A 26,286-nucleotide genomic window follows, 5' to 3' on the forward strand; every position below is an offset into this window, starting at 1 on the left:
ATTTTGCAGGCAAGCATTACCAATGTGTAGTTAAGGGAGGAGTGCAAGTGTCATATAACAGCAATATCAAAAATAAGGATATAGACGAATTCTTCAAAGCAGTGTTGGAGCTCAAGACAGAGGAAGAATGCTATATGTTTTTCGAGGATATATGCACTATAAAGGAAATTCAATCGATTTCTCAAAGACTCCAGGTTGCAAAGCTGCTTAAGTTGAACAAGACATACAGCGAGATTGAAGAGGAAACGGGAGCCAGCACCGCCACTATTAGCAGGATAAGCAAGTGTCTCTTCTATGGTGCGGGCGGATATAGACTGATATTGGACAGGCTCGGATATCTTGATACAGAGAAAAAGGAAAAAAAAGAAAAAAAAGAATAAAAGGCCTATGGCCTTTTTTTGTTTATTTTTGCATTTGGATATTTACAATAGGGAAAAGACGTAGTAAAATTTATGATGTAGCGATTTAACGTGGTAAAGCGTTAAATCGATAAAGCAAACGGGGGTAGGTCATGGTAAATATATTCTACAAGGTCCCACAGGGGGCAAAAGACGAATTTTACGAGTTTTTCCAGACTAAAGAGAGCATAGTGAGAAACTTCAAAAAAATATTCAGAAGCTATGCATACAAGCAAATTTCCACACCTGTCTTCGAATATTACGATTTCTTTGTCCAAAGTCCAGGCACAATAAAGAAAGATGAGCTTTTCAAGCTTATAGATACAAAAGGGGACGTGCTTGTTCTAAGGCCGGATTTGACCATACCGATAGCGCGAATGGCTGTAAACAACAGGAAACGCTTCAAGGACTACCTGAAGTTATTTTATGTATCTAAGGTTTTCAGGATAGACACAAAGGATGCCGAAGGAAAGAGGGAGTTTACCCAGGCGGGAGTGGAGTATTTCGGCAACCAAAATCCGGATGCAGATGCTGAGGTAATAAATATCGCTATAAAGACGCTGATTTCATGCGGCATTGAGAAATTTCAGATTGACATAGGACAATCAAGCTTTTTCAAGGGTTTGATGGATGAAGTGAATATTCCGGCGGCAGACAAGGAAAGACTGAAAAATATAATAGAGAACAAGAATTTTGTCGAGCTTGAAAAATTTCTTTTATTCAATGATATTGAAGACAGAGTAAAAGAGGTAATAATAAAGATACCGGAGCTCTATGGAAATACAGAGCAGGTTATAAGGGAAGCCAAGTCCATATGCCTAAACAGTGAGATGGAGAACGCCATAGAAAACCTGGAGCATGTTTACCACATACTCCTCGACTATGGATATGAAGACTACATATCCATAGACCTTGGCCTTATTAATCACCTGGATTACTATACGGGAGTCATATTCAAAGGCTACATGTCAAACTACGGCAAGATAATTCTAAGCGGGGGAAGGTACGACAAGCTCACGGAAAGCTATGGGCATTACATTCCCGCTACAGGCTTTGGAATGGATGTCGACGAGCTTATAACCGGGCTTAAAAAGCTGGGGCTTGACAGAAGCGAAGCTGCGAACACGGACTATCTGCTTGTATATTCGGACAAGAACAGAAAAAGAATCATCAAGGTGTCAGACTTCCTGAGAGAGCGTGAAATGGTAATTGAGACTGACTTTTTAAAAGGCTCGGGCTACCATATGGACTATGCTCGTGAAACAGGAATAGGCAAGGTAGTAATCTGCGAAGGCGAGAGCGCTACCATAATCGACATGGCAACTCAGGAAACAAAGGAGCTAAGTGTCGAAGAGTTTGAAAAAATTGTATACAACTTTGAAATAGAATAGGAGAGCATTCATGGAATATATTAACGTTGCCCTTGGAAAGGGAAGGCTTGCTGAAAAGGGGTACGAAATTTTCAAAAAAATCGGATATGACTGCAGCGATTTTGAGAAAAAATCAAGAAAACTGGTTTTTGAGAATAGTGAAAAGGGCATAAGATTCATACTAGTAAAGGCCCAGGACGTGCCGATATATGTCGAAAGAGGAGCGGCAGATATAGGGATAGTGGGCAAGGATACAATAATGGAGGAGGAAAGAGACCTCTATGAGATACTAGATCTTGGCTTTGGCAAATGCAAGTTTTCTGTGGCGGCCCCTAACAGTTTTCAGCCAGAGAAAATGCAGGGCATGCTTAGGGTTGCAACAAAATATCCAAGAGTTGCCCAAGGCTACTTTATGAGCAAGGGCAGGCAGATAGATGTGATAAAGCTCAATGGATCTGTAGAGCTCGCACCGCTGGTGGGTCTTTCTGATGTGATTGTCGATATAGTTGAAACGGGCGGCACCCTAAAAGAAAACGGCCTTGAGGTAATAGAAGACATGTACAATGTAAGCGCAAGAGTCGTGGTAAACAAGGTGAGTTTCAAGACTAAAAACTTAAAGATAAAGGCGATAATTGAAGGCATCAAGGAAATTATAAAAGAGGAGGCTTAACGTGATAAATATAATTGATTTGAGCAGGGAAGCTTCGAAATACGATGTGCTTAAGGGGATAATCGAAAGAGGCGACAAAGAGTCAAAAAGCATTACTGAAGCAGTTGAGAGGATAATAGCAGATGTTGCAAGCCACGGCGACAGGGCCGTCAGAAGCTACACTCTCAAATTTGACGGAGTGGGACTTGAAAATTTCGAAGTGAAAAGAGATGAAATAGAGCAGGCCTACAATACATGTGACAAGGAATTCATATCTGCCATGGAGAATGCCAAGGAGAGGATTTGGGACTATCACAGGAGGCAACTGAAGGAATCGTGGATTACGAACAATCAAAAGGGCATAATGCTGGGACAGCTCTACAATCCTCTTGAAAGAGTGGGCATATATGTTCCGGGAGGAACAGCGGCATACCCATCCTCGGTGCTAATGAACGCGATACCGGCAAAGGTGGCCGGTGTAAAAGAGATCATAATGGTGACGCCGCCGACATCGCAAGGCGGCATAAACAAGAACATACTTGCTGCAGCCAAAATCGCAGGCGTCGACAAGGTATACAGCATAGGCGGGGCTCAGGCCGTCGCGGCGCTAGCATATGGAACTGAGACGATAGGCAAGGTAGACAAGATAGTGGGCCCGGGGAACATATATGTCGCAGCTGCAAAGCGCATGGTGTTTGGAAGGGTAGACATAGATATGATAGCAGGTCCCAGCGAAGTGCTCATAATAGCAGACGAGACTGCAAACCCAAGATATGTGGCGGCAGACATGCTTTCTCAGGCGGAGCACGACACTCTGGCATCCTCGATACTTTTAACCACTTCAAGAGATGTGGCGCAGGCAACCCTCAAGGAGATTGAAATACAGCTTGAAGGACTCAGCAGAAAAGACATAACTGAAAAAGCGCTAAGAAGCTATGCGGCAATACTTGTAGTAGACAGCATAGATGAAGCCATTGAATTTGCTAACGGAATAGCACCAGAGCACCTTGAGCTTGTTGTAAGCGAGCCTTTCTCTGTGTTGGGCTCAATCAAAAATGCAGGGGCCATATTCGTTGGCGAGTATTCCCCAGAGCCCCTGGGCGATTATTATGCGGGTCCAAACCACACGCTTCCTACGGGAGGGACAGCCAGATTCTTCTCGCCGCTTGGAGTTGACGACTTTGTCAAGAAATCAAGCCTTATATATTACGATAGGGCTTCATTGGAAAAATCAAAGGATGACATAATAAAGATTGCCATGGAAGAAGGGCTGGATGCACACGCCAATTCCATAAAGGTGAGATTCGAGTAGTGAAAGGGGGGGGAGGGTTGAGAAAAGCTGCAAAATCCAGAAATACTCTAGAAACGAAAATAGAAATCAGCCTGAACGTTGACGGCAGCGGCCAATCGAGCATTGACACGGGTGTAGGCTTTTTCAATCACATGATGACGCTGCTTGCAAAGCACGGGCTGTTTGACATTGACATAATTGTAAAGGGAGACACGGATGTCGATGACCACCACACGGTTGAAGACATAGGAATAACGCTTGGACAGGCATTTGCAGAGGCGCTCGGCGATAAAAAGGGAATAGTAAGATACGGCTATTCCTACGTTCCAATGGATGAGACGCTTGCAAGGACTGTTGTAGATCTTGGAGGAAGGCCGTACCTTTCTTTTGACTACAAGTTTGAAAGGGACAAGGTGGGAAGTTTCGACACGGAGCTTGTAAAGGAGTTCCTGATAGGATTCTCAAACAGCCTTGCCTGCAATATACACGTAGACGTTATAAGGGGTGAAAACACCCATCACATAATTGAGGCGATATTCAAATCTCTTGCCAGAGCGATTGCACAGGCGGTTTCAAAGGATTCGAGAATAAGCGGCGTAATGTCCACAAAAGGGGTGATATAGTTGATAGCAATAGTAGATTATGGGGTGGGAAACCTCAACAGCATAGACAACGGTCTCAAGAGGCTGGGCTTTAGTTCTATTGTAACAGAAGACAAGGAGGAGATACTCTCCGCCAAAGGAATAATACTTCCTGGAGTAGGCGCCTTCAAGGATGCAATAGACAACCTGAAGAGCAAAGGTCTTGATGAGACCATTAGGGAAGCGGCGGAAAAAGGAATTCCAATACTTGGAATATGCCTGGGAATGCAGCTTCTCTATGAGAAGGGTTTTGAGGATGGAGAATGGGACGGTCTGGGCCTTCTAAAGGGAGATGTAGTAAAGTTTGAAATGAAGGATCTTAAAATACCTCATATGGGTTGGAACAGCCTCAAGATAAGGAAAAACGACCCTATCGTCAAGTATATAAGCGAAGGCGAGTTCGTATACTTCGTGCACTCATACTATGCAGCTCCCGGGGACGACCATGTGGTCTGTTCCTGCGAATATGGAGTCGATTTCCCGGCAATAGTTGCCAGGGGAAACATATATGGCATACAGTTCCATCCCGAAAAAAGCGGGAAGACAGGGCTTAAAATACTCAAAGCGTTTGGGGAGATGGTTCTATGATGATATATCCGGCTATAGACATAAAGGACGGCAGATGCGTGCGATTGAAGCAGGGGAAGTTCGATGACATAACGGTATACTATGAGAATCCGGCCGAGGCTGCGGCTTTGTGGAAGGGAAAGGGCGCCAAATATATACACATAGTAGATCTTGACGGTGCGCTCGAAGGAGTACCCAAGAATCTTGAAGTGATAAGAGAGATAGCAAATGGTGTTGATATCCCCGTGCAAATAGGAGGCGGGATAAGAAGCAGGCAGACTGTGGACTTGCTGCTTTCAGCAGGAGTCAGGAGAGTCATAGTCGGCACAATGGCAGTTAAAAACAGAGAATTGCTTGAAGAGCTTGTAAAGGAATACGGAGATAAGATTGTTGTTGGAATTGACGCCAAAGACGGCAAGGTAGCTGTTGAAGGCTGGGAGGAAGTCAGCTCGATAGACTCCATTGAGCTTGCAAGTGAGCTTTCAACGGTCGGTGTCAAGACGGTAATATACACTGACATTTCAAAAGACGGCATGATGAGCGGTCCTAATTTTGAAGTGTATGGCGAACTTAAGGAGAAGACCTCGCTTGAAGTTATTGCTTCGGGTGGTATCAGCAGCGCAGAGGACATAAAAAAGCTTGCTGCTATGGGCGTTGACGGAGCAATAGTTGGAAAGGCTCTGTACAGCGGGGCTATTGATTTTGAAGATTTAAAAAACCTTTAACAGGGAGATGAGCAGATGCTGACTAAAAGAATAGTGCCGTGTCTTGACGTAAGAGATGGAAGGGTTGTTAAGGGCACAAAGTTCAAAGACATAAAAGAGGTAGACGACCCGGTTGAGCTGGCTAAATACTACAACGAGCAGGGCGCTGATGAGCTGGTGTTTTATGACATAACAGCCTCGTATGAGGGCAGAAAGCTTATGCTTGATGTTGTAAAAAAAACAGCCGACGAGATATTCATTCCGTTCACAGTCGGCGGCGGCATAACAACAGTCGATGATTTCAAGGAGATACTGAGAGCCGGTGCCGATAAGATTTCAATCAACACCCCGGCAGTAAAGAATCCAAAGCTTATAACAGAGGCCGCCCTTAGATTCGGAGCGCAGTGCGTTGTTCTTTCAATAGACGCCAAGAAGATGCCTGAAAGCGGAAGATGGAATGTGTTCATCAACGGTGGAAGGGTTGATACGGGAATGGACGCCATTGAATGGGCCAAGGAAGGCGTAAGGCTTGGAGCTGGAGAAATAGTCATAAACAGCATAGACGCTGACGGAGTAAAGAACGGATATGACATAGAGCTTACAAGCGCAGTATCGAGCCTTGTAAATGTGCCGATAGTTGCTTCGGGCGGGGCAGGAAAGCTTGAAGACTTCAGCGAGGTTCTGACAAAGGGGAAAGCGGATGCAGCGCTGGCAGCCTCGGTGTTCCACTTCAAGGAAATTGAGATTCCCAAGCTAAAAGGTTTCCTTAACGAAAAAGGAATACCTGTGAGAATGGAGTGGTAATTATGGATATATTAAGTGGCATAAAATACGATGCAAACGGACTTGTACCTGCAATAGTACAGGATTTCAAAACGGGAGAGGTGCTAATGCTGGCCTACATGAACAGCGAGTCGCTCAAAAAGACTGTTGAAACAGGGCGTACGTGGTTCTACAGCAGAAGCAGGCAGTCGCTGTGGAACAAAGGCGAGACTTCGGGCAACTTCCAGAGTGTAAAAAATATGTATTTCGATTGCGATGCAGACTCAATACTTGTGCAGGTTGAGCAGATTGGACCTGCCTGTCATACGGGAAGCAGGTCATGCTTTTTCAACAAACTTGTGGAAAGCAACGAAACTCCTGCAGAAGCAGGAATAATGGGCAGGCTTTATGAACTTATAACTGAGAGAAAATCAAATCCTGTTGAAGGCTCATATACTAACTACCTTTTTGACAAAGGAATTGACAAGATACTCAAGAAGGTTGGAGAAGAGGCTAGTGAAGTCATAATAGGGGCTAAAAACAGCGACAAGGACGAGACTGTATACGAGATATCAGACCTTGTATACCATCTGCTTGTTCTCATGGTGGATATGGGAATAGAAATAGATGATATAAAGAAAGAGCTTGATAAAAGGCACAAGAAATAGAAGTCGGACAAAAATATTCAGCCCGGATACTAGTTATCCGGTTTTTTTGTATTTAAAAAAATCATAAAGGGGTAAATTTTTATTAATAAGACACCAAAAAACTTGCTGATTGTAATTTTAAATGCAGCTGGAGAAATTATAAAGGAAAGTGTGAAAAAAATATTGAAAAAATTTGAGTTTAATGGTATCTTTTATTGGGTAAACGTTTTACTAAATCGGTTACCTAAACTGCAATGAAAATATCTGGAAGTGAGTGACTATGAAAATAACTATTAAAGATATTGCTAGGCTGGCTGGCGTCTCAACAACAACCGTATCCAAGGTTATAAACAACAAAGACGAGAGCATAAGCCAGGCGACCAGGGATAGAATAACAAGCTTGATGAAGGAATACGATTACACTCCCAGCACGGTTGCAAGAAGCCTTGTTACTAAGAAGACGAATACAATCGGACTGATTATACCTGACATAAGGAACCCCTTTTTCCCCGAACTTGCAAGAGGCGTCGAGGATAGGGCAAACAGCGCTGGATATAATATAATTTTTTGTAATACGGATAACAAAATAGAAAAAGAAGATGAATACCTCAAGATATTGGCAGAAAAAATGGTAGATGGCATAATAATGGCGGCATCGTCAAAAAGAGATGAGAGATTGGCTACGGTGAAGGGCTATTCTGTGCCGGTTGTGCTTGTAGACAGGGACATAGACGTGGAAATGGACTATGTAAAGGGACGTGTGTTCACTGATAACTTCAAAGGTGCGCGTATTGCAGTTGAGCATATGATAAATCAGGGAGTAAAAAAGATACTCTTTATATCAGGTCCGCTGACAAATAAGGCCTCAATAGAGAGATTGGAAGGCTACAAATATGCTCTCAAGGAAAATGGCCTGGAATATGATGAAGGCTATCTGCTCGAAGGCGAATTCAACGAAGACTGGGGTTGGGAAGCGGCAAGAGCTGCAGTTGAAACCGGTATTGAATTTGACGGAATATTCTGCGGCAACGACCTAATTGCAATCGGTGCTGTCAAAAGCCTCAAGGAAATCGGACTTTCAGTTCCTGAGGATATTTCAGTTATAGGTTTTGATGATATATACGTATCAAGACTTATAGAGCCTGAACTTACAACAGTGCGGCAGCCAAAGTACGAAATGGGTTTTGAGGCGGTCGAGATGCTCTTGAGAATATTAGAAGGCAAGAGGTTGAAGGATGCCAGGCTCATACTGCAGCCGGATCTTATTATAAGAGATTCCGTAAGGAAAGGATAACGGGAGGAGTTTGAATGTCTAGAATTGTTGTGATCGGAAGCATAAATATGGATCTGGTATCCAGCGTAGAAAGTATGCCTAAGGTGGGGCAGACGGTGCTTGGCAAGGGCTTCAAGCAAGTTCCCGGAGGCAAAGGTGCGAATCAGGCTGTTGCAATATCGAGGCTCGGAGGAGATGTTGCTATGGTGGGCAAAGTCGGCGACGACGCATTTGGAACGGAATTGCTTGAGTGTCTCGTCAAAGACAAAATAGACGTACAAGGTGTAGCTTCTGAATCTGGAATTTCCACAGGCATTGCCATAATAACTGTAGATGCCAGCGGAGATAACTGCATAGTTGTAAATTCAGGTGCCAATTTCAAGGTGACCAGCGATTATATAGATTCGAACATGGAAAGCATAAAAGACTCAAGCATAGTTGTAATGCAGCTTGAAATACCAGATGATGCTGTAAGGCACGCTCTTGCACTTGCAAAGTCTCTTGGCAAATACACAATACTTAACCCTGCTCCAGCCAAGGAGCTTGATGAAGAAACAATAAAGAATGTTGATTTGCTTGTGCCGAATGAGACTGAGCTTGAGATAATAAGCGGCACGAGAATAGAAAACCTTGAAGATGCGGTTTCAGCAGCAGAAAAACTGATCTCCATGGGCGTCAGGGAAATAATAGTTACGCTTGGGGAGAACGGTTCGCTTCATGTGAAGGAAGGATACAGCAAAAGATACGAAGCAAAAAAAGTGACTGCTATTGATACAACAGCAGCAGGAGACAGTTTCATAGGCGGAATAGCGGCAGCACTTTCAAAGGGCAAGAGTATGGAAGAAGCCATAGAGCTGGCTACGAGCGCGGCTGCAGTTACAGTTACGAGAGAAGGAGCTCAAAGCTCCATACCGTATATACACGAGATAGAGGCGTAAAGGGGGAGTCAAATTGAAAAAGACAGGTCTTATCAACTCCGGCATTTCAGCTGCGATAGCAGGCATGGGGCACACCGACAGCATTACAGTATGCGACAGCGGACTTCCTATACCCCAAAACGTACAGAGGATTGATCTGGCGCTCGTCAAAGGCATTCCCACGTTTATAGAAACCGTGGAGGCTGTTCTGCTGGAGCTCAAGGTAGAGGAGATTGTAATAGCAGAGGAATTTGAGATTGCAAGTCCTGCTGTTTGTGCAAGTCTGCTTGAAGCCGTTGAGAAATCAAACGGCAAGGTAAAAATAACGAAGATAGCTCATGAAGATTTCAAGAGGCTTTCAGAAACCTCTAAGGCAATCATAAGGACCGGAGAATTTACGCCTTATGCAAATGTTATATTAAAATCCGGAGTAGTATTCTAGGAGTGATGATATTGAAAAATCCAATCCTGCAGATGAAGAAAATTACAAAAGAATTTCCGGGAGTGAAAGCTCTCGATGAAGTTAATCTTGACGTATACGAAGGAGAGGTTCTAGCACTCATAGGCGAGAATGGAGCCGGCAAATCCACGCTCATGAAAATAATGAGTGGAGTATATTCAAACGATATGGGAGAAATAATATACGACGGCAAGGATGTAAGCATAAAAGGGCCAAGGCATGCCCAGGACATGGGTATTGCAATAATACACCAGGAGCTCAACCTCATATCTCAGCTTAGCATAGCGGAAAACATATTCATAGGCAGGGAGCCTGTGGGCAAGCTTGGCAGGATTGACTGGAAAAAGCTCAATAGCGACACTCAGATGCTCCTGGACAAGCTGAATGTCAAGCAGAGTCCAAAGGAGCTTGTTGGCAATCTGAGCATAGGCCAAAGACAGATGGTGGAAATAGCTAAGGCGCTCTCTCTAAATGCAAGGGTTATAATAATGGACGAGCCTACAGATGCACTTACTGATACCGAAACGGAAAGCCTGTTTAGTGTCATTAGGGAGCTGAAAAGTGAGAAAAAAGCCATTATATACATATCCCACAGACTCAACGAGATATTTAGGATATGTGACAGAGTCACAGTGCTAAGAGACGGTAAATATGTGGGCGAAAGAAAAGTGGCTGAAATTGATGAGGACGTGCTAATAGAGATGATGGTTGGAAGGAAGCTCAGCGAGCAGTTTCCAAAAATCGAAGCAGCTCTGGGAGAAACTGCGCTCAGGATAAGCGGACTTAGCAACAAGTATGTAGAAGACATAGAACTGAATGTGAAAAAAGGTGAGATACTTGGCATCGCCGGACTTATGGGTGCGGGCAGGACTGAGCTTGCAAAGACAATATACGGCTATATTGGCAAGGACAAGGGCAAAATATATGTTGACGGCAAGGACGTAAGCATTAATTCGACCATAGATGCCTTGAAAAACGGCATTGCATATGTATCAGAGGACAGGAAAGGAGAAGGCCTTATTGTTGGCCTTTCCGTGAGAGACAACATGAGTCTGTCGGCTTTAAAGAGCCTCAAAGGCAAGTTTTTCAGTATAGATAAAAAAGATGAGGAAGCCGCTGTTAGCGGATATGTAGAAAAACTCAGCATAAAGACCCCGGGAATCAAGCAAAAAATTAAGAACCTCAGCGGAGGCAACCAGCAAAAGGTGTCAATAGCCAAATGTCTGATGACAAGGCCCAAGGTGCTTATACTTGACGAGCCGACAAGGGGAGTGGACGTCGGCGCAAAAAAAGAGATATATGACCTTATAAATTCATTCAAAAATGATGGCATGAGCATAATAATGATATCTTCTGAAATGCCAGAGATACTCGGAATGAGTGACAGAATAGTAGTAATGCACGAGGGCAGAATAACGGGCGAATTCGATTCTAAGGATGCGACCCAAGACAGGATAATGAGATGTGCCGTAGGATTAAAGGAGGAGCAGTAGATGAAAAAAGACACCATCATAAAACTCAGGCCGGTTATAGGACTTGTAATATTTGCAATAATAATATCCTTCATGAATCCAAGATTCCTGACCCTGCCCAACATACTTAACATTTTAAGACAGACTTCAATTAATGCTGTCATAGCAGCAGGTATGACCTTTGTAATCTTAACAGGCGGAATAGACCTTTCGGTAGGAGCAATACTTGCATTTACAGGTGCTGTATGCGCGAGCCTCCTGGCGTCTGATATGAACATATTGCTCGCAGTCATCATAACATTGGGAATAGGAGCTGCATCAGGACTCTTCAGCGGCATTGTCATAAGCAAGGGGAAAATACAGCCCTTCATAGCAACCCTGGCAACTATGACAATACTTAGGGGGGCAACTCTAGTTTTTACTAAGGGAAAGCCTATAACATTTACAGGCTCGCAATATTTTGATGCGTTTAGAAGCATAGGATCGGGTTATATTTTCGGAGTGCCCGTACCTATATATATAATGGTGATAATATTTGCTCTTGGATTTTATGTCTTGACACAGACAAGACTGGGCAGATACGTCTATGCTCTTGGTGGGAATGAAGAGGCAACGAAGCTTTCAGGACTAAACACAGACAGACTGAAGATGTATGTATACACAATAAGCGGAATGCTTGCAGCGCTTGCGGGTATAATAATAACATCGAGGCTTTCTTCGGCGCAGCCTACAGCAGGAACAGGATACGAACTAGATGCAATAGCAGCTGTAGTGCTTGGAGGAACAAGTCTTGCAGGCGGAGCAGGAACAATAATAGGTACAGTATTTGGAGCGCTTATAATTGGAATACTGGGAAATGCGCTCAACCTTCTGGATGTGTCGTCCTACTTTCAGATGATGATCAAAGGACTTGTAATACTAGCTGCAGTACTAATTGACAGGAAGAACAAGTAGGCTTTAGGCTGGAGTATTCCAGCAAAATATATACAATAAAAAGGAGGATGTTTTATGAAGAAGTTTCTTGCAATTCTATTAACAGCTTTACTGGCAATTGGTTCTTTGACAGCATGTGCAGGCAAAGGAGGAGAGACACAGGAAGGCAACCAGAAGATAGGGCTTGTTGTATCTACTCTTAACAATCCATTCTTTGTGACTCTCAAAGAGGGCGCAGAGAAAAAGGCTCAGGAGCTTGGTTATGAGCTTATAGTGCTTGATTCTCAAAACGATCCATCCAAGGAAATTGCAAACGTTGAAGACTTGGTAACTCAAGGGGTGTCACTAATACTTATAAACCCTACCGACTCTGATGCGGTTGTAAATGCAGTAATGGCAGCTAACGATGCACAGATTCCAGTGGTTACTCTGGACAGAGGAGCTAACGGAGGAGAAGTTGTAAGCCATATTGCTTCAGACAACGTGGCAGGCGGAAAGATGGCAGGAGAATTCATAATAAGCAAGTTGCCTGATGGAGGAAAGCTTGTTGAGCTTGAGGGCATAGCCGGAACATCGGCTGCTAGAGACAGGGGCAAGGGATTCAACGAAGCGATTGCAGGAAAAACAAACTATACAGTTGTAGCGAAGCAGGTTGCTGATTTTGACAGAACAAAGGGTCTTGAAGTAATGGAGAATGTACTCCAGGCTCAGCCGGAAATAGACGCTGTGTTTGCACACAACGATGAAATGGCTCTTGGAGCATTACAAGCAATAGAAGCAAGCGGAAGAAACATAATAGTTGTAGGATTTGATGCCACAGACGATGCTGTTAAGTCTGTTGAAGCCGGAAAAATGGCTGCAACTGTAGCTCAGCAGCCTGACATGATAGGCTCGCTTGGTGTTGAAACAGCTCAAAAGATATTGAATGGCGAAAGTGTTGAAAAGTTCATGCCTGTTGAACTCAAGCTTGTTACAAAATAATATAAAACAAAACAAAATCTGCGGACATAAGTTCGCAGATTTTGTTTTGTTTGGGGTATAAATCTGAAAAGCGGTTGAATAGTGTGACAAATAAATGATTAATGCTGAGAGGAATGGATTATATGGAGGAAATCAGGCTTACGGAAGGCAAAATCGAAAACCTAATAAAGCAGCTTTCTATACCGGCAAGTACTGGCTTTTTCTTCAATACCATGTTTAACGTTGTGGACACTCTGTTTGCTGCGATGGTGTCGACGGAAGCAGTGGCAGGAATGGCGTTTTCGTTCCCTGTTTTCTTTATAATACTTGCTTTCAGCTCCGGCATTGGAACTGGAACCACGGCTATCATCTCCAACGAGATTGGCAAGGGCGCTGAAGGTGAATCCAGAAAATACTCAATTGACTCGGTGACGCTTGGATTGCTGCTTGGAGCAGCATTGATTATAGTTGGCAGTGTCACGGCAAAAATACTATTACAGAGCATGGGAGCACAGGGAGAGCCGCTTGCAGAAGCATTAAAATATATGAGAGTTATACTCCTGGGAGTTGTTTTCTTTGCCCTAAATGCGGTGCTCAATGCCATTCTTTCAGCAAATGGCGATACTAAGCCCTATAGAAATTTTCTCATACTGGGTTTCTTCATGAATGTCCTGCTTGATCCGCTGTTTGTGCTTGGCTGGGGTGTTGTACCTGCTATGGGCATATACGGAGTTGCTCTATCCACCGTGCTTATTCAGCTTGTGGGAAATCTGTACTTGGCCAAAAAGATAGTGTCGAAGAACATAATACCTGAATTAAAGATTGCAGAGCTCGTTCCTTCTACAAAACACTACATGGAAATTCTGAGGCAGGGAATACCCTCAAGCTTAAACATGGTCACTGTCGCTCTTGGCATGTTTGTAATTAACTATTTCATAATGAAGTATTCAGATGCAAAGACAGTAGCTGCATATGGCATAGCAATAAGAATAGAGCAGATAGCTCTTCTGCCCGCTATTGGGCTCAATATTGCAGTGCTTTCAATTGTAGGTCAGAACTATGGGGCTAAAAAATATGAACGTATAAGACATGCAGTTTCGAAGGCTGCCAAATATGGAGTTGTAATAATGACATGCGCCATGGCTGTTGTATTTCCGTTTGCCAGTCAGCTCATGGGACTATTTACAAGGGATTTGGATGTAATAAAGGCTGGAGCGGCATATCTTAGAATAGAGGTATTAACCTTCAACACATATGTGCTGCTCAACATAGCCACTTCTGCACTCCAGGGAATAAAAAAGCCCGGATTTGCAGTATATATAGGATTATACAGGCAGCTTGCAGTCCCTATAGCAGTATTTTACTTATTCGCCAGCACACTCGAAATGGGAATTATCGGTATATGGTGGGGGATATTTGCAGTTAATTGGTCTGCTGTAGCAATCACATATTTTTATGTGTCATGCGTATTCAAGAAGATAGGAATTATTGACTGAATATAGGCATATAAAAAATCCCCGTTTGGGGATTTTTTAGTGCCATTCAAGTATTTTTGCCAAAAAGCTTTTCAGCTGCGTTGATTCAGGTTTTTCAAATAGGTTTTTGCTCGGTCCGTGCTCTAGGATTCTGCCGTCAGCCATGAAAAGAGTGTAGTCGCAGGCTCTCTTTGCAAAGCCCATCTCATGTGTCACAAGCACCAGGTCTCTGAAATCATTCTTGAGCTCATCTATCATCTCCAGCACTTCCGAAGTAAGCTCGGGATCCAGGGCTGAGGTGGGCTCGTCCAGCAGGAGGAACTGCGATTTTATAGCTATAGCTCGCGCTATGGCGACTCGCTGCTGCTGGCCGCCTGAAAGCTGGATTGGTTTCTTGTAGGCGTGTTCAAGCAGCTGGAATCTTCCAAGAAGCTTGCTTGCACGATCAAGAGCTTCACTTGGCGCTAGTTTGTGTATTTCAACAAGCGGCAATACAATATTCTCCATTGCAGTAAGATGGGGGAAAAGATTATAGGACTGAAACACCATGCCCACCGTTTTTCTATACTCCTGGAGATTCTTTTCTTCAAAAATCATATTCTTGCCATTTATTTCTATGCTTCCACTGCTTGGCAGCTGAAGGCCTGCTAGAATTCTGAGGAGTGTGGATTTACCGCCGCCTGAAGGTCCGACTATAACAATTGAATGGGCATTCTCAATTTCCAGGTTTATGTCTTTTAAAATTTTATTCACGCCAAAGCTCATGTTGAGCCCGGATATTTTAAGATTCATAGTAGAATTTCCTTTCGAGTTTTTTGGAAATGATGGATATTGGGAATGTCAAAATGATGTATCCAATTGCAAGAGCCATATAGTTTTCAATAGATGCAAAGTTGATCGAGTCAACCTCCTGCACATTTTTTGTGAATTCGCTTACGGCTATTACGGAAAGCAGCGATGAATCCTTTACAAGCGAAGCGAACTGGCCTGCAAGTGGAGGCATTATTCGCCTGACAACCTGCGGTATTATTATGAACTTATACCTTTGATACGGCGTGAATCCAAGAGAGCGTGCCGTCTCTATCTGCGATTTTTCAATGCTCTCCACTCCGGCACGAATTATTTCGGTCACATATGCCCCTGAGAATATCGAAAGTATTAAGATTCCAAGGACATATCTGTTTTCCAGGCTGAAGGCAGTAGCCACAATATAGAAAAACACGTATATCTGCACAAGAAGTGGGGTGCCCCTTATTATCTCGACATAGAATTTGCTTAGATAGTGAAGGGGCAAAAATTTTGATTTTCGGGCAAATGCAAAAAATGTCCCTATGCCCAGGCTCAGTATGAGCGAAAAAAAGCTTATTACGACTGTCATTACAAATCCGGTATAGAACTTATACCTGTATTCATATATTGTCTCAGGGCGCATGCTGTAATTAAGTTTGCTGAACGAGTACGCGAGAACAGCGGCCAGTATAAGGGCTACCAGAGCTATATTTACAAATCGTTTGATCCTGTTAGAGTCGGATTCAAGTCCTTTTTCGGCCCAAAAGATATTGAAATTTTTTGAAAGTGGTTTTTTTTCTTTACTGTCCATTTTATTACAACTCCTGATCATTTTAGGCTAGATGTCTAATTGCAGTAATAGCTCAACTTATTTTTCGATATCGAAGAAGAACGGTATTCCAAGTTCGTCGAATGTCTTCTTTTGCTCAGCAAGATATTTCATAGAGAGCTCGTCGAATCCGCCATTTTCGTTGTATTCCTTGAGGAACGCATTTATCTGATCCCTTAGCTCGGAATCGTCTTTTCTAAGGCCGATTCCCCAGTACTCAAGTTCCTCTTGGAATGGCTCTAGGAGAGCTCTGGTAGTGTCGGGATTTTGCTGCCAGTTCTTGTATATTGTCATTTGGTCGTACATGAAAGCATCGGCCTTGCCCTGTACAACCTCAAGCACACATGCGCTTTCCTTGTCGAAAACCATTATTTCACAGTTGGGCAGATTTTTCTCGGCGTATAAGTGACCTGTTGTCCCCTTCTTTACTGCTATCTTTCTGCCTTCAACGTTAAGATCTTCAAATTTTTGAACAGGTGAATTTTTGTTTATAAGCAAGGATAGATAAGCCTTTGCATAGGGGTCAGAAAAATCAATAGACTCTTTTCGTTCTTCAGTTATGGTCATTGAAGAAAGAATGATATCGATTTTACCTGTCATAAGAGAAGGTATAAGCCCGTTATATGCCATGTTTTCAATCCTAACATCACGGCCGAGATACTCCCCGAGAGCGTAGGCCAAATCCACGCTTATCCCTGTAGGATTCCCTTTTTGATCGGTCATTTCAAATGGAGGATATGCCAGCTCCATACCGACTACAAGCTCCTTTTTATCACTTTGCTCTGCAGCGTTGTCTTTCTGGGAACAGCCAGTAAAAGCAAAAACTGCAGTCATAAGAATTGTGCATATGCCAAGTGAAATCATCTTCTTCATATTAAAAGCCCCCTAGTGTAAAGTTTAAAGTTGAAACATTGTATTGATACCCCTGTAGAGGGCAGAGAAACAGAGTAAAGTTAACATAAAAACCTTCAAATCATAGCTGGTGTGGCGCAAACATAAATATTGCTGTAAAATAGTAATATGAAACAATTCCGAAAGTCTTATGTAAAACCGGATTAATTGCGGGCGGAGGGAGGTTGTTGATATGAAGGCAGGCAGCCGTAAACTTATAATAGTTGCTGCATTAGCAGCGCTCCTAGTTGGCGTGTATGCAGTATTGGATTTTGGAACACAAAGAGACAATATGAAATCAGACATTGTAAGGGAAAGGATTACGAGTATTTCGGAGCTGGCTCTCCTCAAGTATGAATACAAGGACATAGCGCTGCTTGAGGACTCAAAAAAGATAAACGACATTGCGCTTCCATTTACCCAAAAGTCGCTGCTTATAGTGTTCAGCGGCTATATGAAGGCCGGTGTTGATATGGAAAGCGTAGAACTGGATATAAATGGCAAAAATATAACCGTTTATGTTGATGGGGCAAGCATAACAGACAACGTTATTGATGAAAATGATGTCAGCATATATGATGAAAAGTCCTCGCTTTTCAACAGGATAGAATCAAATGACATTCTTGAGCTGCTCGCGCGGGAAAAGGATAGGATTGAAAAGGAAGCCCTGGAGAGAGGGTTTCTGGACGAGGCCAACAAACGGGCAAAGGAAGTGCTCTATAGCTATCTGGGCGCGATGGGTTTTGAAAATATAAAAGTTGAAGTTCGAAAAAAATAGGCTGAGACAGGCAGCTGCGAGTAATTCCGCGACAGCTGTACAGCATAGTCTGAAGTTGTTGTAATATATATTAATATAAAATAATAATGGGGGAATTATCAATGAGAAAAAGCTTTGGAGCAAAAACAATCGCATATCCGGCTCCTGTTTTCATAGTAGGCAGCTATGATGAAAATGGGAAAGCAAATGCAATGAATGCGGCGTGGGGAGGCATATGCAGCTCTAATCCGCCATGCATAAGCGTTTCGCTAAGGGCACAGAGAAAGACATACGATAACATAATGGATAAAAAGGCTTTTACAATAAACCTGCCGTCAGAGGAGTATATTGCAGAAGCTGATTATTTTGGAATGGTGTCAGGCAGGGATGTTGACAAATTTGAAAAAACAGGGCTTACGCCTGTCAAGTCAGAACTTGTAGATGCACCGTACATAGACGAGTTTCCTGTGGCAATAGAATGCAGGCTGCACAAGGTTGTCGAAATAGGCGTTCACATACAGCTGATAGGAGAGATTGTGGATGTTAGGATAAGGCAGGAATGCCTTGATGAAAACGGACAGCCTGATATTGAAAAGATAAATCCTGTGCTGTTTACACCTGAGATAAGGCATTATCTCAAATTCGGCGCAAAGGCAGCCGACGCTTTCTCGGCAGGCAAAAAATTTATGGAATAGAAAATCATAGAATGACCAAAATAAGCATATTGAGTCTTCAGAAATCCGGACTAGTTACAGGTTCGGATTTTTTGTATTTTTTCAGAAAAAAATATCGAGTTATTTGAGGTATGCTGAGTTTTTTTGTATCCGGGAATGTAGTATCTTAACATAAGCATGAGTATTAAAAATTTCAATTCAAGACGGTCAGCAATTATTTTTTTAATGCTTGAGAAAACGTTTTTCTGCTCGTGCGAACTTTACATGATATTTAATCAGGAGGTAACAAAATGGAAATTGTAAAAGGGATGAGCTTATTATTATTGACACTGGCGCTGTTTTCGGTATTCAGCTTCAAAGCGCCAAAAGGACAGCTTGCAATGGGCGGCATGGCAAACGCAGCAGTCGCCAGCTTTCTCGTAGAGGCTATACACAAATATATTTTCGGAGACTTCATAGGAATAAACTTCCTGGGGGAAGTGGGCACGGCGGCAGGCAGCCTGGGCGGCGTTGCTGCGGGAATATTAGTATCTATGAATCTGGGTGTCAGCCCGGTATATGCTGTTGCGATAGGTGCTTCTCTGCTTGGAATAGGAATACTTCCGGGTTTCATAGCGGGATATCTGCTCAGCTTTGTGGCGCCTAAACTTGAAAAATGGCTTCCTGAGGGAATTGACCTTATTGCCGGCGTTCTTATACTGGCACCGCTTTCAAGACTTATAGCTTCAGGTGTAGCGCCTGTTGTGGATGGTACGATGGCAAGCCTTGGAGACATGATAATCGTTGCAGCGGAACAGTCACCTTTGCTTATGGGATTCCTGCTTGGCGGTATGATGAAGATGATATGTACATCTCCTATAAGCTCTATGGCTCTTACAGCAATGCTAGGCCTCAAGGGGCTTCCAATGGGCATAGCGGCAATAGCGTGCTTTGGCGGCTCTTTCACAAACGGAGTTGTATTCAGCAGACTTAAATTTGGAAGCAAGGGTAATGTAATAGCAGTTATGCTTGAGCCTCTTACACAGGCAGATATAGTAGTTAAAAATCCAATACCAATATTCGGCTCTAATATGATAGGTGGAGGTCTGGCTGGTATGGCAGGAGCATATTTTGGAATAGTCAACAACGCGCCGGGAACAGCATCACCTATACCAGGGCTTCTAGCGCCTTTTGCATTCAACGATCCGATACTAGTAGTCAAGGCTCTGGGTCTGGCGATGGTAGGCGGTATAATAGGCGGACTTGTAGGAAGCACACTGTACAAACTTGCTTTCAAGAAAAAGAACGTAGAAACTACTGCTTCAGTCGAGCTTCCAGAAAACGAGCAAATAGCTATGTAATATAACCCACATACAATAAAGCAGGAGTAAACGGCTAGAAAAATGCCTGTTTAATTCCTGCTTTTTCACTTTAGAGTGTGTTTAAATGATTGCTGTTGTATTATAATTAATCTTGCATTGCTTTTGAGTGTATGACAGATTTTGGAGGCGATAATATTGTTTGAAAACATCAAGAGGATGGTAACTGTTGCTGTTATTGTAGCCTTGGCATCGCAAATTTACATCAATCTTTTTGTATCAGATTTCAAAATTTCATTCGGAATAATAATGTTCCCAGTTCTACTATATCTGTTTGAAAGCATAAATCCTTCGCAAACCGGATTGCTTGCGGCTATATTCGTTTATATGCTGAGGATAGGTATATTTGCGCTAAATAACGGGGATTACATGTCTGCCGTGGACTCATATTTTCCAGAGACGTTTTTCTATGTAGCATACGGTATGCTCTATCATCTGATGAATGATACTAACTCTAATATGCGCATGAAGAGACTTTTTACTAATCTAGTGATATGCGATTTCTTTTCAAATATAGTGGAGCTTTATATAAGAATAAACTGGGAACTGTTGGAGCCGAAGTTTGAGATAGCTGGATGGCTGATGCTTGTAGCGGTCGGAAGAGCGCTTACAGTATGTGCCATAATTGTAGCGCTCAAATACTACAGAATGCTTGTGCTAAAGCAAAACCACGAGGAAAGGTACAGAAAGCTTCTGTGGATAATATCTCAGCTCAAGACAGAGCTTTACTGGATGGAAAAAAATATGGACAATATTGAAAATGTCATGTCCAATGCATATTCTTTGTTTGACAAAATAACAAATGGAAAGGACCAGGACAACTGGGCTCAAATATCAGTCAACATTGCCAAGGATGTTCACGAGATAAAAAAGGAATATGGCCTGATATTCAGGGGCGTGGAGGAGATAATAGAAAACAAGCTCAATGACCCCGGCATGAATCTAAATGATATAATAAAGATATTAAAGGATAGTATGCTTACAGAAGCTAGAATAAAGGGGCACAAGCTCACATTGGAGTTCAACCAAGAAAGCAATTTTTATACAGAAAAGCACTATCAGCTCATGTCGATATTCAGGAATCTAATAGTGAATGCCATGGAGGCCATAGACAGCGCAGGCAACGGCAGGATTGTATTCAGTCAAAAGGAAAACGATACGGATTATATTTTCAGTGTGGCAGACAACGGCTGCGGCATAAGCATGGAAGACAGCATGAACATTTTTTCGGCGGGTTTTTCGACGAAGATAGACTACAATACGGGGCAGATTAACAGAGGTCTTGGACTTTGTCTTGTCAAAGATATTGTGGAAAAACAGCTCAACGGCAGAATAGCTGTAGATTCAAAGGAAGGGCAGGGAACTGTGTTCAGGGTGTTGATACCCAAAAGTATTTTGGAGGTGTGTTAGAGTTGAAGATATTCATAGCAGAGGACGATATAAATGTCATAAGGATACTCAAAAAGATAGTGGACGACAGGGGGCTTGGAAATGTAGTCGGGTATGCTCAAAATGGCACTGACGCCATTGATGATATAAAGCTCCTTAATCCTGATATTGTACTTGTAGACTTGCTTATGCCTGGAAAGGACGGAATAACACTAGTCGGTGAGGTGAAAAAGGCCATGCCTCACGTTCAGTTTATTATGATTTCTCAGGTGTCTTCAAAGGATATGATTGCTAAAGCCTACGAAAATGGAGTCGAGTATTACGTTTACAAGCCTGTTAATGCAGTTGAGGTTGAGAATATAATCGGCAAGGTCAAAAATCAGCTTGAAATGAGTAATGCTTTCAACCAGATACAGAAGATATTCGGCGGGGGCAGCACTCTTAAGGTCGAACCTGTGCAGAGCAAGGATGCTGACAGCTCGATAAAAGAGATAATGAAAAGCATAGGTATAATGGGTGAAATAGGGAGCATCGATATAATAAATGTAGTCAAATATCTTATAGATTCCAAGAAGAGTATGGCGGACTACACAATAAAGGAGCTTTGCGCCAAGTTCACAGACAACCCCAAATCTATGGAGCAAAGGATTAGGCGAACAGCTACACTTGGCATGGTAAACATAGCAAACATTGGCATTGAAGACTACATGAATGATGTATTCACTGAATACTCAAATGGTCTTTACAACTTTGAACAGGTTAAGAAGGAAATGGACTTTATAAGAGGCAAGGCTCCAAAGGGAGGCAAGATAAGCCTTAAAAAATTCATAGACGGCATGATATTTTATTCTACAAGATAACTAAGATGAAATTTGGACAATGAAGCTCACGGCAAAATCAGGGCAAGACGGGTGATATTAAGTCATGCTACTGAGCTGGGAGTTTTTTTGTTTAATTGAGGAGGGGCATGGTTGTTAGCGTGCTGCTTATGGGTATAATTAAGCTATATTCTTTTTTTGAATTACAGGGGGCGGATTTGGGTGAAGTACAAAGACTATTATTCTATATTGGGTGTTGACAAGTCCGCAAGCGCACAGGACATAAAAAAAACATACAGGAAGCTTGCAAAGCTGTATCATCCCGACAAGAATCCCGGAAACAAAGAAGCTGAGGAAAAGTTCAAGGAGATAAATGAAGCCTATGAAGTGCTTGGGGACGAAGCCAAGCGGAAGCAGTACGATTCAATTGGCAAAGGCTACGATTTCAGGGGTGAAACCGAATTTGACCCATCCAGCTTTGGCTTTGGCGGCTGGGAAAAGACATACACCAGAACCGGAGCGGAGCAGAGCGACTTTAGCGATTTCTTTGACATGCTTTTTGGGGATTTTGGCTTTTTCAGATCGCACCGGGGCGATATTGGAGCAGAAAGAAGCCATTTACGCAGCGATCAAAAAAAGCCTAGAAGGCAAGTTGAGCTGACTGCCCGCATAAGCATAGCAGAGGCTTACGGCGGAGTACACAAGAACATCAAAATCAAGGATGCGGCGGGAGAAAGAACCATATCCTTCAGCATACCGGCAGGAATTACAAGTGGTAAAAAGCTAAAAATATCAAAAAAAGCAGGAAGCGAAGCTGTAAGTGAGGACATGGACATATTGGTGACTGTGGACATAGCAGAAGAGCCGGGCTTGAGGCTAGAGGGAATTGATATAATCAAAGATATAAGTCTTTATCCGTGGCAGGCGGCGCTTGGCACTAGCATTACCATCAATCTGCTGGGAAGAAAAATAAAAGTGAATGTGCCGGAGGGCGCGCAGACAGACGAGCGCCTTAGGCTTAAAAAACTCGGTTACAAGGATATGAGCGGAAACGAGGGAGATTTGTATATTAATATAAAAATTGTAAATCCTAAAATACTAACACAAGAACAAAGACGGCTTTATGAGAGTCTTATGAAAACAACAGGAATGATGCAGGAGAATAGATAAAAAAGTATGGACTTTTACTATTTTGGTGGTATAATTTAATGATGGGATTTTATAATGCGCGTAATATTGCCTGTTTGGAGACGGCAGAATGAATGTGTAGACATACATGCTCATTCGTTTTTTTCAATAATTCCGTCCAAAGGATGATGGGGATGAACTATTTTGCAGAAGATTTTATTGACGAAATAAAAGAAAGAAGCGACATAGTCCAGATTATTTCTGAATACGTGGATTTGCACAGGGCAGGAACAAATTTCAAGGCAAGATGCCCTTTTCACGGTGAAAAAACACCTTCTTTCATTGTCAGCCCTTCAAAGCAGATGTACAAGTGTTTCGGATGCGGAGAAGGCGGCGATGTGATTAAGTTTGTAATGAAGATGGAAAATGTTGAATTCAAAGAAGCTCTGGAAATGTTGGCAAAAAAAGCTGGCATAGAGATTGTGCGGGAAATTGATCCCGAGATGAGTGAAAAAATAAACCAAAGAAAAAGATATGAACACATAAATGTTGAGGCTGCAAGATATTTCTTCAGGTTGCTGTGGAATGGCCAAAATAAGGCGCAGGCTTATCTCTCGAAGCGGGGATTGGATCCCAAGACCATAAAAATATTCGGCCTGGGATACTCTGGAGATGCATGGGACAATCTGACAAAGCATCTGCTTGGCTTGGGCTACAGCAAAGAGGATTTGTTGAATGCAGGCCTTGCGACAGAAAAGAAAAGCGGGGATGGAATAAGGGACAGGTTTGTAAATCGGATTATGTTCCCCATATTCGACCATACAGGGAATGTGATAGGCTTTGGGGGCAGAGTGCTCGATGAATCACTTCCCAAATATCTCAATTCACCCGAAACTATAACGTTCAGCAAGAGCAAAAACTTATACGCCATCAACTTTGCAAAGAAAAACATAGCATCAAGGGAAAAGCCTCTGATAATCGTAGAAGGCTATATGGATGTCATTGCACTGTATCAGTACGGCGTCCAAAATGTAGTCGCGCCACTTGGAACTGCTCTGACAATGGACCAGGCAGGTCTGGTTAAACGATTTACTGACAAGGCTGTAATAGCATTTGACAGTGACAGGGCAGGAATTGCAGCCACGCTCAGAGGAATAGACATACTAAGCTCCAAGGGTATAGATGTCAAGGTACTTGATCTGTCAGGCAGCAAGGATCCGGATGAATATATAAGAAAAAATGGTGCGGATAGCTTTCAACGTGCGTTGGAAGCAGCGGTGTCTAGTGTTCAATTTAAAATAGATGAGATAAAACGTGAGCACAATATTAATACTGATGAAGGTAATATTAATTTCTGCAAGGAAGTTTCAAAAATACTTAAGGATTTGGATAGCCCTGTTGAGGCAGAGTACTATATAAAAAAAATATCGAATGAAACTGGAATATCAGTGAGCGCTCTGGGAAAACAGGTGTATGGCAAGTATTTCAGCACTAGGCAGTTTAATGTTGTTCCTGCTGAAAAGGTAAAGAGCAGCATCAAGCTGGATGCAATAAAAGATGGTTTGGATATAGCTGAAAAAAAACTGCTTTGGATGGCGGTAAAAAAAGAAAGTCTTAAGCCTGTAATAATGGCAAAGCTTGAAGGGGAAGATTTTCAAAACGGTCTGAACAGGGATATTTTTGAAAAGATAAAAATCGCTGCCGCTTTGGATGAACACGAAGTTGAAGCTTTAAGTTTTGACGGGGAAGGCCCTGTTGACGAGCAAGAATTGGAGAGCCTGATTAGCAGGGTGAAAAAAAATTCTTTAAAGAAGCAGAGTGAAAGACTAAAAGAGATTCAAAAACACCTACAGTTGCAGCTTGACAGTGGATACTGTGAAGAAAAGGAAAAAGAACTCCTGAAAATAGGAATGCAAATACTCGGCATAGAAAATGAGCTGAGAAAATACTAAACTGAAAGTAGGGATATTATGAATGGAAGAATTTCTGAAGACGAGAAGATAATTATAAATGACCTTGTAAAAAAGGGGAAAAAGAAGGGTTCACTTTCATATGACGAAATAATCGATGTCCTTGGAGAATTCGACATGGACAAGAATCAGCTTGAGAGCATATACGAAAGCCTTGCGCAGATGGGTATCGAAGTCATAGAAGAGGAGAAGTTCGAAGAAGGCAAATTCGAGGATGAAGAGGAAGAAAAATTCGAAGACGAGGATGCTGAAACCGAAACTGAAGCTGAACTCGAAGTAAATCTGAGCGATATTAGTGTTCCAAAAGGCATAAGCATAGACGATCCCGTCAGAATGTACCTGAAGGAGATTGGTAAAATACCGCTGCTAAGCGCCGAAGAGGAGATTTCGCTAGCCAAGAGAATGGAGGAAGGCGACGAAAATGCCAAGAAAAGACTTGTCGAAGCCAACCTCAGGCTCGTTGTAAGCATTGCAAAAAGATATGTGGGAAGGGGAATGCTTTTCCTCGATTTGATACAGGAAGGCAATCTAGGACTCATCAAGGCTGTTGAGAAATTTGACTATGAAAAGGGTTTCAAATTCAGCACATATGCAACGTGGTGGATAAGACAGGCCATAACAAGGGCCATAGCCGACCAGGCAAGGACAATAAGAATCCCCGTGCATATGGTAGAGACTATAAACAAGCTAATAAGAGTGTCGAGACAGCTGCTGCAAAAGCTCGGAAGAGAGCCAAGACCTGACGAGATTGCACTTGAAATGGAGATGCCTGAAGACAAGATAAGAGAGATACTCAAAATAGCACAAGAGCCTGTGTCGCTCGAAACTCCAATAGGCGAAGAAGAAGACAGCCATTTGGGAGATTTCATACCTGATGACGATGCACCGGCTCCGGCTGAGGCGGCTGCATACTCGCTTTTGAAGGAACAGCTTGAAGATGTGCTTGGCTCATTGAACGAAAGAGAGCAAAAGGTGCTTAAGCTGAGATTCGGACTCGAGGACGGCAGAGCAAGAACGCTTGAGGAAGTGGGCAAAGAATTTGATGTCACAAGAGAGAGAATCAGGCAGATAGAGGCAAAGGCGCTCAGAAAGCTAAGACATCCAAGTAGATCGAAAAAGCTAAAGGATTATCTGGATTAGAAAAAAATTCGTCTTATGACGAAT

General features: G+C 42.7%; 27 protein-coding genes. 24 read left to right on the forward strand and 3 right to left on the reverse strand.

What is annotated here, in order from left to right:
- Positions 1 to 47: 47 nt before the first annotated feature.
- The 16 genes from GT589_RS02860 to GT589_RS02935 all read left to right on the forward strand — a co-directional run bounded on the left by GT589_RS02860 (position 48) and on the right by GT589_RS02935 (position 14,540).
- Entirely contained in the window at positions 48 to 380 is a 333-nt protein-coding gene (locus GT589_RS02860) for a YerC/YecD family TrpR-related protein (protein WP_293395703.1), read from the forward strand.
- Positions 381 to 511: 131 nt separating this feature from the next.
- Positions 512 to 1,789, forward strand: a complete 1,278-nt coding sequence (gene hisZ, locus GT589_RS02865; RefSeq protein WP_293395706.1) for an ATP phosphoribosyltransferase regulatory subunit — start codon at positions 512 to 514, stop codon at positions 1,787 to 1,789.
- Between the two features lie 10 nt (positions 1,790 to 1,799).
- The gene (gene hisG / locus GT589_RS02870; protein WP_293395709.1) at positions 1,800 to 2,438 is read left to right on the forward strand and encodes an ATP phosphoribosyltransferase; all 639 of its coding nucleotides are present in this window, start codon (positions 1,800 to 1,802) and stop codon (positions 2,436 to 2,438) included.
- Between the two features lies 1 nt (position 2,439).
- Positions 2,440 to 3,729, forward strand: coding sequence for a histidinol dehydrogenase (gene hisD / locus GT589_RS02875; RefSeq protein WP_330582843.1), 1,290 nt, complete (start codon positions 2,440 to 2,442; stop codon positions 3,727 to 3,729).
- 17 nt (positions 3,730 to 3,746) lie between these two features.
- On the forward strand, positions 3,747 to 4,331 hold the full coding sequence (hisB, locus tag GT589_RS02880; protein WP_293395711.1) for an imidazoleglycerol-phosphate dehydratase HisB: 585 nt from the start codon (positions 3,747 to 3,749) through the stop codon (positions 4,329 to 4,331).
- Positions 4,332 to 4,937, forward strand: a complete 606-nt coding sequence (gene hisH, locus GT589_RS02885; protein ID WP_293395714.1) for an imidazole glycerol phosphate synthase subunit HisH — start codon at positions 4,332 to 4,334, stop codon at positions 4,935 to 4,937.
- Complete coding sequence (gene hisA / locus GT589_RS02890; protein ID WP_293395717.1) at positions 4,934 to 5,641, forward strand: 1-(5-phosphoribosyl)-5-[(5-phosphoribosylamino)methylideneamino]imidazole-4-carboxamide isomerase; 708 nt, start codon at positions 4,934 to 4,936, stop codon at positions 5,639 to 5,641. Before hisH ends, hisA begins: the two co-directional genes overlap by 4 nt.
- Positions 5,642 to 5,656: 15 nt before the next feature.
- Complete coding sequence (hisF, locus tag GT589_RS02895) at positions 5,657 to 6,424, forward strand: imidazole glycerol phosphate synthase subunit HisF (RefSeq protein ID WP_293395720.1); 768 nt, start codon at positions 5,657 to 5,659, stop codon at positions 6,422 to 6,424.
- Positions 6,425 to 6,426: 2 nt separating this feature from the next.
- Positions 6,427 to 7,050 carry a bifunctional phosphoribosyl-AMP cyclohydrolase/phosphoribosyl-ATP diphosphatase HisIE gene (gene hisIE / locus GT589_RS02900; protein WP_293395723.1) on the forward strand — a complete coding sequence of 208 codons (624 nt, stop codon included), beginning with the start codon at positions 6,427 to 6,429 and terminating at the stop codon, positions 7,048 to 7,050.
- A 259-nt stretch (positions 7,051 to 7,309) separates the two neighbouring features.
- Positions 7,310 to 8,323 carry a LacI family DNA-binding transcriptional regulator gene (locus tag GT589_RS02905; RefSeq protein WP_293395726.1) on the forward strand — a complete coding sequence of 338 codons (1,014 nt, stop codon included), beginning with the start codon at positions 7,310 to 7,312 and terminating at the stop codon, positions 8,321 to 8,323.
- A gap of 14 nt (positions 8,324 to 8,337) precedes the next feature.
- Positions 8,338 to 9,240 carry a ribokinase gene (gene rbsK / locus GT589_RS02910; RefSeq protein WP_293395729.1) on the forward strand — a complete coding sequence of 301 codons (903 nt, stop codon included), beginning with the start codon at positions 8,338 to 8,340 and terminating at the stop codon, positions 9,238 to 9,240.
- A gap of 13 nt (positions 9,241 to 9,253) precedes the next feature.
- Positions 9,254 to 9,661, forward strand: coding sequence for a D-ribose pyranase (gene rbsD, locus GT589_RS02915; protein ID WP_293395732.1), 408 nt, complete (start codon positions 9,254 to 9,256; stop codon positions 9,659 to 9,661).
- Between the two features lie 11 nt (positions 9,662 to 9,672).
- Positions 9,673 to 11,172, forward strand: coding sequence for a ribose ABC transporter ATP-binding protein RbsA (rbsA, locus tag GT589_RS02920; protein ID WP_330582844.1), 1,500 nt, complete (start codon positions 9,673 to 9,675; stop codon positions 11,170 to 11,172).
- Positions 11,173 to 12,105, forward strand: coding sequence for a ribose ABC transporter permease (gene rbsC, locus GT589_RS02925; RefSeq protein WP_293395734.1), 933 nt, complete (start codon positions 11,173 to 11,175; stop codon positions 12,103 to 12,105).
- A 54-nt stretch (positions 12,106 to 12,159) separates the two neighbouring features.
- Complete coding sequence (gene rbsB, locus GT589_RS02930; protein ID WP_293395737.1) at positions 12,160 to 13,065, forward strand: ribose ABC transporter substrate-binding protein RbsB; 906 nt, start codon at positions 12,160 to 12,162, stop codon at positions 13,063 to 13,065.
- A 122-nt stretch (positions 13,066 to 13,187) separates the two neighbouring features.
- Complete coding sequence (locus tag GT589_RS02935) at positions 13,188 to 14,540, forward strand: MATE family efflux transporter (protein ID WP_293395740.1); 1,353 nt, start codon at positions 13,188 to 13,190, stop codon at positions 14,538 to 14,540.
- A gap of 36 nt (positions 14,541 to 14,576) precedes the next feature.
- Here GT589_RS02935 and GT589_RS02940 read toward each other — a convergent pair whose 3' ends face one another.
- From GT589_RS02940 to GT589_RS02950, 3 genes are read right to left on the reverse strand one after another with little or no spacing between them, the layout of a single operon-like run.
- Positions 14,577 to 15,311: an amino acid ABC transporter ATP-binding protein gene (locus GT589_RS02940; protein WP_293395743.1), complete on the reverse strand. Its 735-nt coding sequence runs from the start codon at positions 15,309 to 15,311 to the stop codon at positions 14,577 to 14,579.
- A complete protein-coding gene (locus GT589_RS02945; protein WP_293395745.1) occupies positions 15,301 to 16,119 on the reverse strand; it encodes an amino acid ABC transporter permease in 819 nt (272 codons plus the stop codon). The genes GT589_RS02940 and GT589_RS02945 overlap by 11 nt, the downstream gene beginning before the upstream one ends.
- A gap of 57 nt (positions 16,120 to 16,176) precedes the next feature.
- Positions 16,177 to 17,010, reverse strand: coding sequence for a transporter substrate-binding domain-containing protein (locus GT589_RS02950; protein WP_293395747.1), 834 nt, complete (start codon positions 17,008 to 17,010; stop codon positions 16,177 to 16,179).
- A 211-nt stretch (positions 17,011 to 17,221) separates the two neighbouring features.
- Here GT589_RS02950 and GT589_RS02955 point away from each other — a divergent pair, with 211 nt between their 5' ends.
- The 8 genes from GT589_RS02955 (at position 17,222) to rpoD (ending at position 26,262) form a co-directional block, all read left to right on the forward strand.
- Positions 17,222 to 17,806, forward strand: a complete 585-nt coding sequence (locus tag GT589_RS02955) for a DUF4230 domain-containing protein (RefSeq protein ID WP_293395749.1) — start codon at positions 17,222 to 17,224, stop codon at positions 17,804 to 17,806.
- A gap of 101 nt (positions 17,807 to 17,907) precedes the next feature.
- Positions 17,908 to 18,480 carry a flavin reductase family protein gene (locus GT589_RS02960; protein WP_293395750.1) on the forward strand — a complete coding sequence of 191 codons (573 nt, stop codon included), beginning with the start codon at positions 17,908 to 17,910 and terminating at the stop codon, positions 18,478 to 18,480.
- A 269-nt stretch (positions 18,481 to 18,749) separates the two neighbouring features.
- Entirely contained in the window at positions 18,750 to 19,799 is a 1,050-nt protein-coding gene (locus GT589_RS02965; RefSeq protein WP_293395753.1) for a PTS sugar transporter subunit IIC, read from the forward strand.
- A 156-nt stretch (positions 19,800 to 19,955) separates the two neighbouring features.
- Entirely contained in the window at positions 19,956 to 21,227 is a 1,272-nt protein-coding gene (locus GT589_RS02970; RefSeq protein WP_293395756.1) for a sensor histidine kinase, read from the forward strand.
- 2 nt (positions 21,228 to 21,229) lie between these two features.
- Positions 21,230 to 22,066 (forward strand): response regulator, encoded by an 837-nt coding sequence (locus GT589_RS02975; protein ID WP_293395759.1) that lies wholly within the window; start codon positions 21,230 to 21,232, stop codon positions 22,064 to 22,066.
- Positions 22,067 to 22,246: 180 nt separating this feature from the next.
- Complete coding sequence (locus GT589_RS02980; RefSeq protein WP_293395762.1) at positions 22,247 to 23,194, forward strand: J domain-containing protein; 948 nt, start codon at positions 22,247 to 22,249, stop codon at positions 23,192 to 23,194.
- Between the two features lie 152 nt (positions 23,195 to 23,346).
- Positions 23,347 to 25,104: a DNA primase gene (gene dnaG, locus GT589_RS02985; protein ID WP_293395765.1), complete on the forward strand. Its 1,758-nt coding sequence runs from the start codon at positions 23,347 to 23,349 to the stop codon at positions 25,102 to 25,104.
- Between the two features lie 18 nt (positions 25,105 to 25,122).
- On the forward strand, positions 25,123 to 26,262 hold the full coding sequence (gene rpoD, locus GT589_RS02990) for an RNA polymerase sigma factor RpoD (protein ID WP_293395768.1): 1,140 nt from the start codon (positions 25,123 to 25,125) through the stop codon (positions 26,260 to 26,262).
- Positions 26,263 to 26,286: the final 24 nt, after the last annotated feature.

The sequence above is a fragment of the Peptoclostridium sp. genome (genome assembly GCF_009881055.1).
In the GTDB taxonomy this organism is placed as follows: Bacteria; Bacillota; Clostridia; order Peptostreptococcales; family Peptostreptococcaceae; genus Peptoclostridium_A.